The sequence below is a fragment of the Citrobacter sp. ANG330 genome (genome assembly GCF_047467925.1).
GTDB classification, from domain to species: domain Bacteria; phylum Pseudomonadota; class Gammaproteobacteria; order Enterobacterales; family Enterobacteriaceae; genus Citrobacter_A; species Citrobacter_A amalonaticus_G.
The window spans coordinates 56,700-69,232 of sequence record NZ_JASJUI010000004.1 but is presented as its reverse complement, the minus strand read 5'-3'; the positions used below and the strand labels follow the sequence as shown (position 1 = coordinate 69,232).

General features: G+C 52.4%; 8 protein-coding genes. 4 read left to right on the top strand and 4 right to left on the bottom strand.

Annotated elements, in window-relative coordinates; all coding sequences use genetic code 11:
- Nucleotides 1-8 precede the first annotated feature (8 nt).
- Entirely contained in the window at nt 9-1,178 is a 1,170-nt protein-coding gene (gene prpC, locus QNN88_RS11170; protein WP_414240288.1) for a 2-methylcitrate synthase, read from the bottom strand.
- 107 nt (nt 1,179-1,285) lie between these two features.
- The gene (gene prpB / locus QNN88_RS11165; protein WP_414240287.1) at nt 1,286-2,167 is read right to left on the bottom strand and encodes a methylisocitrate lyase; all 882 of its coding nucleotides are present in this window, start codon (nt 2,165-2,167) and stop codon (nt 1,286-1,288) included.
- Nucleotides 2,168-2,415: 248 nt separating this feature from the next.
- Between prpB and prpR the strand changes: the two genes are divergently transcribed.
- The gene (gene prpR, locus QNN88_RS11160; RefSeq protein WP_414240286.1) at nt 2,416-4,011 is read left to right on the top strand and encodes a propionate catabolism operon regulatory protein PrpR; all 1,596 of its coding nucleotides are present in this window, start codon (nt 2,416-2,418) and stop codon (nt 4,009-4,011) included.
- A 77-nt stretch (nt 4,012-4,088) separates the two neighbouring features.
- Here the strand turns inward: prpR and yahO are convergent, their stop codons facing one another.
- Nucleotides 4,089-4,364, bottom strand: coding sequence for a DUF1471 family periplasmic protein YahO (yahO, locus tag QNN88_RS11155; RefSeq protein ID WP_046476027.1), 276 nt, complete (start codon nt 4,362-4,364; stop codon nt 4,089-4,091).
- Between the two features lie 826 nt (nt 4,365-5,190).
- Between yahO and QNN88_RS11150 the strand changes: the two genes are divergently transcribed.
- The 3 genes from QNN88_RS11150 (at nt 5,191) to QNN88_RS11140 (ending at nt 9,199) form a co-directional block, all read left to right on the top strand.
- On the top strand, nt 5,191-7,758 hold the full coding sequence (locus tag QNN88_RS11150; RefSeq protein ID WP_414240285.1) for an autotransporter outer membrane beta-barrel domain-containing protein: 2,568 nt from the start codon (nt 5,191-5,193) through the stop codon (nt 7,756-7,758).
- A gap of 130 nt (nt 7,759-7,888) precedes the next feature.
- Nucleotides 7,889-8,521 (top strand): LysE family transporter, encoded by a 633-nt coding sequence (locus tag QNN88_RS11145; protein ID WP_414240284.1) that lies wholly within the window; start codon nt 7,889-7,891, stop codon nt 8,519-8,521.
- A gap of 222 nt (nt 8,522-8,743) precedes the next feature.
- A complete protein-coding gene (locus QNN88_RS11140; protein ID WP_414240283.1) occupies nt 8,744-9,199 on the top strand; it encodes a hypothetical protein in 456 nt (151 codons plus the stop codon).
- 63 nt (nt 9,200-9,262) lie between these two features.
- Here QNN88_RS11140 and QNN88_RS11135 read toward each other — a convergent pair whose 3' ends face one another.
- Nucleotides 9,263-12,214 carry an autotransporter outer membrane beta-barrel domain-containing protein gene (locus tag QNN88_RS11135; RefSeq protein WP_414240282.1) on the bottom strand — a complete coding sequence of 984 codons (2,952 nt, stop codon included), beginning with the start codon at nt 12,212-12,214 and terminating at the stop codon, nt 9,263-9,265.
- Nucleotides 12,215-12,533: the final 319 nt, after the last annotated feature.

Genomic DNA, 12,533 nt, shown 5'->3' with positions numbered 1-12,533 from the left:
GTAATGGATTACTGACGCTGATCGATCGGGACAAACTCACGATCTTCCGGGCCGGTATAGTTAGCGGAAGGCCGGATGATTTTGTTGTCCTGCCGCTGTTCAATAATGTGTGCCGCCCAGCCGGTGACGCGAGCGATGACAAACAGCGGAGTAAACATTTCGGTGGGGACGCCCATCATGTTGTAGGAGACCGCCGAGAACCAGTCGAGGTTAGGAAACATCTTCTTCGTCTCCCACATCACCGCTTCCAGCCGATCGGCAATGTTGTACATCTTCAGCGAGCCGCCCTCTTCGGAAAGCTGCTTCGCGACACGTTTGATCACCTGATGACGCGGATCGGCAAGGGTATAAACCGGATGGCCAAAACCAATCACCACCTCTTTGTTTTCCACGCGCTTGCGGATATCGGCTTCAGCTTCGTCCGGCGTTTCGTAGCGCTGCTGGATCTCCAACGAGACCTCATTCGCCCCGCCGTGTTTCGGGCCGCGCAGTGCGCCAATCGCGCCGATAATCGCCGAATAGACGTCAGAACCGGTTCCCGCAATCACGCGGCTGGTAAAGGTGGAAGCATTGAACTCATGCTCGGCATACAGCACCAGTGAAACGTGCATCGCTTTTTCCCAGCTCCGGGACGGCTTTTCGCCGTGCAGCAGGTGAAGGAAATGGCCGCCGATAGAGTCGTCATCGGTTTCCGGCTGAATACGTTCACCGTTGTGGCTGTAGTGATACCAGTAGAGAAGAATGGAACTGAGCGAGGCCAGCAGCTTATCGGCGATATCGCGCGCACCGGAAACGGTATGCCCCTCTTTTTCCGGCAGCGTGCAGCCCAACGCCGATACGCCGGTGCGCATGACATCCATCGGATGCGACGCCGCCGGTAGCACTTCCAGCACGGTTCGCACGTTGGCAGGCAGTCCGCGCAGCGCTTTGAGTTTACTTTTGTAGGCCTGAAGTTCGTCACGGGTCGGGAGTTTGCCGTGAATCAGCAGATGCGCGACCTCTTCGAATTCGCACTGCCGGGCGAGATCGAGAATATCGTAGCCGCGATAGTGGAGATCGTTGCCGCTTTTGCCGACGGTGCACAGCGCGGTATTGCCCGCCGGTACGCCGGACAGCGCGACGGATTTTTTTGGCTTAATGACATGGGTTTTATTTTGCAGGATCGTTGTGTCGCTCATGTTGTCCTCGTCATTATTATCATGTGTAGGGTACTGAGGGTTTTCGTCCAGCCTGATAAACGCAGTGCTATCCGGCATTGCCTGATGGCAGCTACGCCTTATCAGGCCTACTTTTTGGTGTACAACGCGTCGAGCTTCTCCTCGTACTGGTAGTAGTTGATACTTTCGTACAGCTCGTTGCGGGTCTGCATGGTGTCGATGACGCTTTTTTGCGTCCCTTCCTGGCGCAATACGTTGTAGACCTTTTCGGCGGCCCGGTTCATGGCGCGGAATGCCGAGAGCGGATAGAGCGCCATCGCCACGTTCGCGCTGCGCAGTTCATCGGTGGTGAACAACGGCGTAGCGCCAAATTCGGTGATATTGGCAAGAATGGGCACCTGGACTGCATCAGCAAACTGGCGATACATCGAAAGCTCGGTGATCGCCTCCGGGAACAGCATGTCGGCCCCGGCTTCGACATAGGCCCGGGCGCGATCGATCGTCGCGTCTAACCCTTCCACTGCCAGGGCATCGGTACGCGCCATGATCACAAAGTTGGGATCGGTACGGGCATCCACCGCCGCCCGAATGCGATCGACCATCTCCTCTTTTGAGACGATCGCTTTATTAGGCCGATGACCGCAGCGCTTTGCGCCGATCTGATCCTCGATATGTAGCGCCGCCGCTCCGGCTTTGATCATCGACTTCACGGTACGCGCCACGTTAAACGCCGATGAGCCAAAACCGATATCAGCGTCCACCAGCAGCGGCAGCGGACACACATCGGTGATGCGGCGAATGTCAGTCAACACATCATCCAGGGTGGAGATCCCCAGATCCGGCAGTCCCAGCGAACCGGCTGCAACGCCGCCGCCAGAAAGATAAATCGCCTGATACCCGGCTCGCTGAGCCAACAACGCATGGTTGGCGTTGATGGTGCCGACGATTTGTAAGGGGTTTTCTTTGGTGAGTGCAGCGCGAAATGCCTGACCCGGAGAATCCAGAGACATAGTCCATCCTCGTGTTATCAACTTGTTACTTACGTTGATTCACATAAAGCAAGGGCTATGCCAAAGGCTATTCAAGATCGGTTATTTAAAAATAACTGCATCTATAACAATAAGATAAAATAACACATGCCATATTGAACATAAAAAAGCGTGTCAGCTAACGTTTCATGAAACGTCCTGTTCCGTTTCATTGAAACAATGATGAAACGCGACTACACCCAATACTCTGTCTTTAATTTGGGTTGGCTATGGCGACGACAAATCTTCCCCCACGGGTGAATGATGATAAACCGGTAATCTGGACGGTCTCGGTAACGCGACTGTTCGATCTGTTTCGCGACATCAGTCTGGAGTTTGATCACCTGGCGACTATCACCCCGATCCAGCTCGGTTTTGAAAAAGCGGTCACCTATATTCGCAAAAAGCTGGCGACTGAACGCTGTGATGCCATCATCGCTGCCGGGTCAAACGGCGCGTATCTGAAAAGTCGCCTGTCGATACCGGTTATTCTGATCAAACCCAGCGGGTTTGACGTGTTACAGGCGCTGGCAAAGGCCGGAAAACTGACCACTTCCATTGGCGTGGTGACTTACCAGGAGACACTCCCCGCGCTGATGGCCTTTCAAAAAACCTTTAACCTGCAACTGGAACAGCGCAGTTATGTCACCGAAGAAGATGCGCGCGGGCAAATCAACGAACTAAAAGCGGGCGGCATTGAAGCGGTGGTCGGCGCGGGGCTTATTACCGATCTGGCGGAAGAGGCCGGCATGACCGGTATCTTTATCTATTCCGCCGCCACGGTGCGCCAGGCGTTCAGCGATGCGCTGGATATGACGCGTATCACCCTGCGTCAGCATGGGCGCTACGCGTCAGATCGGACGTTGCGCACCCGCTATGCGCTGGGGGATATACGTGGCGACTCTGCGCAGATGGAACAGGTGCGCCAGACCATTACGCTGTATGCCCGCTCGCCGGCCTCGGTTCTGATTCAGGGGGAAACCGGCACCGGAAAAGAACTGGCGGCCCAGGCCATTCACCGTGAATTTTGTTCCCGCGCAGGCCATCGTCATGACAAATCCTCGCATCCCTTTGTCGCGATAAACTGTGGGGCGATTACCGAATCGCTGCTTGAAGCGGAATTGTTCGGCTACGAGGAAGGGGCTTTCACCGGCTCGCGCCGCGGCGGCCGTGCCGGGCTGTTTGAAATCGCCCACGGCGGAACGCTGTTTCTTGATGAAATCGGTGAAATGCCACTGCCGCTGCAAACCCGGTTGCTGCGCGTGCTGGAAGAAAAGGAGGTCACCCGGGTAGGCGGACATCACCCTATTCCGGTGAATGTGCGGGTGATAAGCGCCACCCACTGTAATCTGGAAGATGAAATGAAACGGGGGCAGTTTCGTCGTGACCTGTTTTATCGCCTGAGTATTTTACGTTTGTCGCTGCCGGCTCTGCGTGAACGACCCGCCGACATCCTGCCGCTGGCGGAAGTTTTTTTAAAACAGTCGCTGGCCGCACTTTCTGTACCGTTTACCGGGTCGGTGCGCGCCGGACTGGCGCAGAGCGCCTGCCTGTTGTTGCACTATCACTGGCCGGGGAATATTCGCGAATTGCGCAATATGATGGAACGGCTGGCGCTGTTTTTAAGCGTTGAACCGATGCCACAACTGAATGAACATTTATTACAGCAGATACTGCCGGAACTGGCGCTGAACGAATCGCCGTCATCCCCTTTAACTTCCGCTACGCCGCAGCAGGTGCTGGCGCAGTTTAACGGTGATAAGCGCGCCGCTGCCCGCTATCTGGGGATCAGCCGAACCACATTCTGGCGACGGCTGAAGGAGTGAATTGCCGGATGGTGACGCGTGGCGTTTTATCGGGCTGACAACCCTTACAGACCAGTACCATCCGGCACGCTTACGAATTATTTTTTCTTGTAAATATTGGCTGTACCATGAATTTTGTTGTCGGTTTGACCAGAAGTCAGCACGACCACATCAGCCCCTTTTTCTTCCGCTTTTTTGAGCAGATCTTCCTTCGCATCCTGAGTGGACGTTTCATTGCTGGTATTGATATTACCAATCAGGGTGTACTGCGACTCCACCTTCTCAAACTCAGCCTTTGTTAACAGTTCCGCTGCAAACGCGTTTGTCGCCACAAAAGCCAATGCACCAATCAACACTTTATATCCAGTTTTCATAGTAAAGCTCCAGGTTATGTTATGACGCTATCATCACTCCTGAATGCAGGCCGCGGTTCAGGGATGATTAATAACTAGTTCAGCTTCCATAAAAAATCCAGAGCCCCTTCAAGGATATGTTGCTTTTGTGGTTTCTGCCTGCTCAGTACTTCTTTATACATTCTACAGTAAAATTGCGTTATTTTTTTCATATCACTATCCAGACGGTAAACGCCTCTTTTTTAATAACGCATGAACGCTGTGAGAATATGAAATTCTCCGTTTCGCATAAGACCACTTAAGATTATTATTAAAACCCTCCCGACATTATTGGTAATAATCTTAATAATGTCAGAAAAACCCGCAGATTACTTCCCTTTTAAAATTTGACGCTCATCAAGAAAAAGATATTTTCTCAGCCTGAAAAATCTCAAAAAAAAGCACATCCGCACCTAATTAAAAACATGAGCAAGCTTACCAGATTAACGTTTAGCCGTAACATTCATTCAGCCTCGCTTATCGAAGACTTAGTCTATCTTGTTGTTTTTGACTTTAAATTTGCATTATTCCTGGATAAAAAAAGAAAACCAATAAAGATTAATAATCAAATGATTAGCAACAGTGCGAGCAATTTTCACTCATTAATGAACATTAATAGATTCAACCTATCGATACCTGATACAAATCGGCCGTAAAACGATTACGCTATTTCCCGCACAACAAATACCATTAGAATTAATCCGTACCTGCTTACCCTAAGCAAATATATTAATGACCGACTATTCAGCATGGAGATTTCTTGTCCATGCACAGGAGCAATAGTTAAATCTTAAGGAAGAGTCAATATATGAAAATAAATGCGCTGCATTTCCCTGAATCCCTATTAGCCATGGCAATTTCGATTGCCTTAACGTCCACGGCAACCGCCAATAATACAATTTCACCACCAGCGACAGTGGACGATACTATTATCATTAATAATGGCCAAAGTATTACGCTTTCCACAACGGAAAATACCGACCCGGCATGGGATAACTTCCGCAGTCTCTGGGTGGGTGAGAACTCCGACGGCTCACTGCTGATCGATGGCCGGGATATCGCCACCGCCGCCGGTATGATAGGGAACGGCGCGAACGGCAGCGTGACGATGACAAATGGCGCAACCTGGACACTGGGTAATCTGAATCTGGTGCTCGGAACTCATGATGGCTCAGGAACACTGCAGGTCAGTAACGGCAGTAAAATTAGCGGTATTGATGAACTACGCATTGGCGAATATGCCGCCAATGCCCAAGGGACAGTCACCATCGATGGGGCTAATTCGTCCATCTCATCCGTCTGGAGCGTGGTCGGCGATCAGGGGCGCGGCAACCTGAACATTACCCGCGGAGGCACTCTCTCCTTAAGCGAGCATATGAACATCGGCTACGTCGGCAATACGAATAACACCAGTCGTAATGGCTACGGTGTCACCCTCGTGGACGGTGAAAACTCACTGCTGGATGTGACGGAAGGTATTTACCTCGGGGGGTTCGCAACAACGCCTAATGACGCCACCGGGATCCTCACCGTCAGCAACGGTGCAACGGTCCGCTCGGGTAACTTAATCTGGCTGGCAGTGGGAGAAGGCAGTACCGGCATCCTGAATATTGGCGGCGCAAAGGGAGAAGCGCAACAGGCCGCGGGGACGCTGGATCTACCGTGGATTTATCTTGGCAACGCCAGCGGTCTGAACACCGCTGAACTCAATTTTAACCATAACAGCGACGACTTCGTGCTCTCGGCCAAAATCACCGGCGCGGGTGAAGTGAACCATGTCGGCTCGGGGACAACCACGCTAACCGGGGCCAACACCTACCTTGGCCCCACCCACGTTGCGAACGGCACGCTGCGCGCTGGTGCAGAAAATACCCTAAGTGCAAGATCGGATTATCATGTGGACAGCGGTGCACAACTGGATCTTAACGGCTATTCACAAACCCTGAACTCGCTGGAACTGGCAGGCGCGGCGATACTCTCTTCTCCGTCGCGGGTGAAAGCCGCCTTTACCCCAACCACGTTAACCATCAATGGCGATTATACCGGCAACAACGGTCTGTTGGCCTTGCGTACCGTACTGGGTGATGACCTTTCGGCGACAGATAAGCTGATAGTGAAAGGGGATACTCACGGCACCACGCGCGTCAGCGTCAGTAACGCGGGCGGTAACGGAGCCGCGACGATTGAAGGCATCCGCATAGTTGACGTTGAAGGCGTCTCTGGCGGGACCTTTGTCAAAGAAGGTCGTATCGTCGCGGGTGCCTATGACTACAACATTGTGAAACGAGATAACCAGAACTGGTCGCTGACCAGCGTGGCCTTGCCTGGGCCGGTTCAGCCGACCCCACCGGTTGAGCCGAAAGAACCCGTGATTCCTGTCCCTCCGACACCGGAAGGTGAACATCAGTATCGCCCGGAAACCGGCAGCTATCTGGCGAACACCCTTGCCGCCAACACGCTGTTCACTACCCGTCTGCACGATCGTCTGGGCGAAACCCAGTACACCGATGCGTTCACCGGCGAACAGAAAGTTACCAGCCTGTGGATGCGCCATATCGGCGGACATAACCGCTTCAAGGACGGTTCCGGGCAGATCAGCACCCAGAGCAACCGCTACGTGATGCAACTGGGCGGCGACCTCGCCCAGTGGAGCACCGACGGTCTGGATCGCTGGCATCTGGGTCTGATGGCCGGTTACGCCAACAGCAAGAGCCGCAGCCACTCCAGCCTGACCGGATACAGCTCACGCGGGGAAATCAGCGGCTACAGCGCTGGTCTGTACGGCACCTGGTATGCCAACGACGCCGATAAAACCGGAGCTTACGTCGATGGCTGGCTGCTCTACAACTGGTTTGACAACACCGTGTCCGGACAGGGACTGGCATCTGAGAAATATGACTCAGACGGCATCACCGCTTCTGTTGAAACGGGCTACACCTGGAAACTGGCCGAATTTAGCGAGCGCAACGCGCTGTATATTCAGCCTAAAGCGCAACTCACCTGGATGGACGTGCAGGCCGATACGCACGTTGAGAAAAACGGCACCCGGGTGGTCGATAAAACCGACGGTAATCTGCAAACGCGTCTTGGCTTGAAGGCCTACCTGCAGGGGCATAACGCCATGGATGACGGGAAAGGCCGCACCTTCCAGCCGTTTGTGGAAGTCAACTGGATCCACAATACGCAGAATTACAGCGTGCAGATGGATGACATTAATAACGACGTGAAAGGCAGCCGTAATATTGGCGAACTGAAAGCCGGTGTTGAAGGCCAGTTGAGCCAGCGTCTGCAACTGTGGGGTAACGTTGCCCAGCAGATTGGCGATAACGGTTACAGTGATACTCAGGGAATGTTAGGGCTGAAATACAGCTTCTGACCTTCCACCACCCGTGGCAACACGGGTGGTATTCTTCGCCCTGCTCTCCCTTTGTGATCCCATTCGCATCCCTCAGATTTTATGAGAAATAAGATGGAGTGACGTTATCCAGCTCAGGGAAATGTGGTTTATGGACCCTCTTCACGCGGTATTCCTCACCGTCAGCCTGTTCGTCTTAACCTTCTTCAACCCCGGTGCCAACCTGTTTGTGGTGGTGCAAACCAGTCTGGCCTCCGGACGACGCGCTGGAGTATTAACGGGCCTGGGTGTCGCACTGGGTGACGCTATCTATTCCGGTCTGGGATTGTTCGGCATGGCGACGCTGATCACCCAGTGTGAGGCGGTATTTTCGCTGATAAAAATTGGTGGCGGCGCGTATCTGCTGTGGTTTGCGTGGAACAGCATTCGTCACCAGGCCACCCCACAGATGCCGGCGCTTCAGCAACCCGTTAGCGCGCCGTGGACGGTCTTCTTTCGTCGCGGCTTACTGACCGATCTGTCGAATCCGCAAACCGTCCTGTTTTTTATCAGTATTTTCTCCGTCACGCTGAGCGTGGATACGCCGACATGGGCAAGGATGATGGCCTGGGCCGGGATTGTACTCTCTTCGGTTATCTGGCGCGTCTTTCTGAGTCAGGCTTTTTCGTTGCCCGCGGTGCGTCGGGCCTACGGCAGAATACAGCGCGTCGCCAGTCGCATCATCGGCGCGATAATTGGCCTGCTGGCGTTACGGTTAATCTACGAAGGCATTACCCATCGCTAAATCCCTCCCCCTGAAATAAAGTAGTTTCAGGGGGCAGTATTTGCCCCAGCCATTCTCTTTGCTGTAAAACATTATTACCCGAAAAATTAAGCACTCTCTTTTAAATAAATTCAACACAGAGAGAGACTGTTTAATTATTCATAATAATGGCAGAATGGGAACAATCTGATGTTAAAAAATAAACCACTCCTTTTATTACCATTTATTCTCGCCGGCTGTACGATGAGCGACAACGATATGCGCAAGGCCTACAGCAACCACTACCAGCAGTCAGCAGACTATGTGGCAGTCTATAAGGAAAAAATCGCCGGAATGGACAGTGCCGCGCTGGCAAAATATGCGGCAGCAGAAGAACAGAAAAAAATGCGCGGCCAGTCCAGTGTGAAAATTGATGATTACATTACAGCGCAAAACATTCAGGCCAGGGGTCAGCGCGTGGTCTTTGATTATTCACTTTCAGAGAAATGGTTAGCGCTTCCCCCCGCACAACAACTCGAAAAACAGAAGCTAATGGAAAAAGATTTGATATACCGTACCTGTTCACTGGAGACGGTAAAACTGGCGCAGGAAAAAGGACTGGAAGAAGAGCATAATTATTACAGTAACTATCCCGGGAAGATCGCCTTTACCCTGCATACCAGCGGGCAAATCTGTATCAATAATGGTTTTGCACGATAATCCCCGAAGCCCCGGCATCAGCGGGAATTCCCCCGGTCGCATTGCGCCACCGGGGGGTTGTCATCAGAACGACGCTTTAATACCGATCATCGCTGAAGTGTCGCTGTAGCCGTTGTTGCCAACCTGCTGGGCGACGTTACCCCAGAGGGCGACGTTTTTCGTTAACTGACCTTCAACACCGGCTTTCAGTTCGCCAATATTGCGGGCGCCCTTCAGATTCACGTTTTCACCGTTCATTGAGACGCCAAAGTCTTTGCTGTTGTGGATCCAGTTGGCTTCCACAAACGGCTGGAAGGTGCGGCCTTTGCCGTCGTCCAGTTTGTTGTGGCCCTTGCCGAACAGACGCACGCCGACGCGAGTCTGGATGTTGCCATCGCCGTTACCTTCGACGCGAGTACCATTAACTTCTTTGTGCTCATCCGCCTTCACGCCCATCCAGGTCACCTGGGCCTTGGGCTGAATATACAGCGTGTTACGCTCGCTCAGCTCCGCCAGTTTCCAGGTATAACCGGATTCAACAGACGCGGTGAAGCCTTTGGAATCATACTCTTCTGATTCGACACCACGACCAGAAATGGTGTTATCAAACCAGCTGTACTGCGCCCAGGTATCAACGTAAGCCCCTTCGTACGTGGCGTTGTTTTGCAGCCAGGTGCCATACACACCGACGCTGTAACCGTTAACGCGGCTGTCAGCACGGTTGCCATTACGCTGGTTCTCGGCACGGCTCTTCTGGTTAGCATAGCCCGCCATCAGCCCCAGATGATAGCGATCGGTATTGTCCGAAGACCACTGCGCGATATCGCCGCCCAGTTGCATTACATAACGATTTGCCTGCATATCCAGTTGGCCGCTGCTGTCTTTCTGACGGGTATACCCGCCAACGTTACGCAACCACAGGCTGGTAACCGCCTCTTCGCCGGTCAGCGCATTGACGTAATGCGCTTCCCCCAGACGATCCTGCAAGCGGGTGTTAAACATCGTGTTCGCCGCCTGCAGGTTCATGCCGTACAGACCGGCTTCCGGACGTACCGCATGTTCGCGCGGCGTCGGGGCTGGTTGCTGCGGATCGGTGGGATTGGCGGGATTCACAGGATCCACTGGGGTAACCGGAGACAGAGCGCTGCTCAGATACCAGTTTTTGTTGTTCTCGCCTTCACCGCGATGCAGAGTGTAGTCATACGCACCCGCCACGACACGGCCATTCTGTTTAAACTCACCGTCAGAATTGCCAGCGACGCTAATCAGTTCGATACCAGCCGTCGTCAGTCCACCTGCGCCACCGGCGTTCAGTACTTTAACGTTCGTGGTGCCGGAAGTGTTGCCCGCAACGATCATCCGGTCAGTTGGCGACGCGTCGTCACCCAGTTGGGTGTTCATCACGAGGTTACCGTTAGCACCGGCGTAATCACCATCCACCGTCAGGGTTTTGAAACTCGTGGCATCACGTGCCAGTTTCAAGATCTTCGTACTGGCTGGCATAAAGGTCAGCGTGGAGTCATTCAGCGTCAGGTTGGTGAGCTGAGAACTTTTGGTCATGTTCCAGGCTGAGCCATCGGCCAGCGACAGGTTATTCACCGCATTGCCGCTGGTGACCATCCCGCCGACGAAACGCGACTGGTTTATTGCACTGACATCAACCACCGCGGAATCCAGGGCTTCAATCGTTCCGACAACCTGGATTTGCTGCGGGTTAATCGTCACGCGAGAGTCGGCGTTTTCAGCCAGAATGGCGGTGGCGTCCGGGTCATTGTAGTTAACCCCCATCTGTACCCCACCGTTCAGCGTGATTTCACCGCCCTTGTCCGCACGGACGTAGTTCCAGCTCCCGCTGCGGGAAGTATCGACAACATCAATGTTCAGACGACCATTAATGTCGATTTTACCCGCAATGAGTGCATCTTCTTTACTGGCCCGAATGCCGGTACCGATTGTTTGCTGATGTCCCTGAGTATCCAGCGTGATATTCAGGTCGTTACTGGTAAACTGCGAAGCTCCCACAGACTCGACACCACTGAGAATGGTACTCTCCGCGCCCGACTTCAGCAGCAGGCTCGTCGTCCCTGCCATGGTCACATGCGCATCCAGATCAACGCCGGTGAGACCATCTGAAACCCAGATCCCGGAAATCACACCATTCCCATCGTTCACGGTGACATCAATAGAGGTGTCACCCAACGCTTCAACGTCAGCCCCGTTGGAACTGATACCGTCCGCATACTGATCGGCGACGGATGTAATCGTGGCATTTTTATAACGAATCAGTGAACGGTTGGCATCCACCGCAGATTCCGAATCGAGGCCAACGGCGTAGAACGTCCCCTTACTATTGACGATCAAATTTTCAGCGTTGATTTTCGATCCCGCCTTCGCATAGATTGCGAAATTCTTACCATCCGCCCCGGTCACCGCCGAATTAACCGTAGTGGTGCCGGTTAAGGTAAAGACGCCATTGTATTTATTGCCCAGAATGCCGGCAATATCTTTGCCATCACGCGTTTGACTCATATTTATCGTCAAATTATCAGCAACGATCGCGCCTTTTTGCGCGAGATAGGCAGCACTGTCGCCACCAACCTGCACGATACCCACCGCGTACATAAACTGATAATCAGCATCCAGCGGAATGTCTGGTCGCCCCTCGACGGTGCCTGGAATGACATCGCCGATGATATGATTCACAGTAGTCCCTGAACCTAAATCAATGGTTCCGCTATTGGCGACAATCACTGTCCCGTTGGAAATTAAAAAGTCGCCGTTTTCAAATTCGCCCCCACCCGAGACAGTCGGCGTGCCACCCGGGTTGGTAATGGTCACTCCGCCATTATTCGCAACAGAGATCGTATTGTTTTCCCCTGCGGTGCTGATGATTTTATATTCCTGATCTTCAGCGATAATTCCGCTTCCGCTAATAATACCATCTACATCATGAATGACTGCACATGCATTATTTGCTATTAACAGACTACTGATTAACAACGCCATGGTTGTTAATTTAAATTCTTTTCTCTTCATATCAATTCCACGGTATCGAAATAATAGCACGCTATACATCGCATGATTAAATGCAGTGTATTTGTGTATGTTTTATGTAAAAGTCACGGCAATGTAACGTATGTCCTTCCGCCCCAAACACCCTGAGTCTCATTGCGGTATTTAGGCAATATTTTCCAGATATCAGGCGTGAGAACAAATGAAATGATCTTAGCAATGAGGACAATTCAACCGTCTTAAAAAACCCCACACCAAAGGATATAACTCCTTAAATAACATTATATACAGCATATTGTTTCATTAAGTGCCATTCAGAAATGAGGTGTTTAAGAATAATTTA

Coding starts and splice junctions, on each gene's coding strand:
- yahO (WP_046476027.1), bottom strand. CDS start 4,364: ATGAAAACTGGATATAAAGTGTTGATTGGTGCATTGGCTTTTGTGGCG.
- prpR (WP_414240286.1), top strand. CDS start 2,416: ATGGCGACGACAAATCTTCCCCCACGGGTGAATGATGATAAACCGGTA.
- prpB (WP_414240287.1), bottom strand. CDS start 2,167: ATGTCTCTGGATTCTCCGGGTCAGGCATTTCGCGCTGCACTCACCAAA.
- QNN88_RS11150 (WP_414240285.1), top strand. CDS start 5,191: ATGAAAATAAATGCGCTGCATTTCCCTGAATCCCTATTAGCCATGGCA.
- QNN88_RS11145 (WP_414240284.1), top strand. CDS start 7,889: ATGGACCCTCTTCACGCGGTATTCCTCACCGTCAGCCTGTTCGTCTTA.
- prpC (WP_414240288.1), bottom strand. CDS start 1,178: ATGAGCGACACAACGATCCTGCAAAATAAAACCCATGTCATTAAGCCA.
- QNN88_RS11135 (WP_414240282.1), bottom strand. CDS start 12,214: ATGAAGAGAAAAGAATTTAAATTAACAACCATGGCGTTGTTAATCAGT.
- QNN88_RS11140 (WP_414240283.1), top strand. CDS start 8,744: ATGAGCGACAACGATATGCGCAAGGCCTACAGCAACCACTACCAGCAG.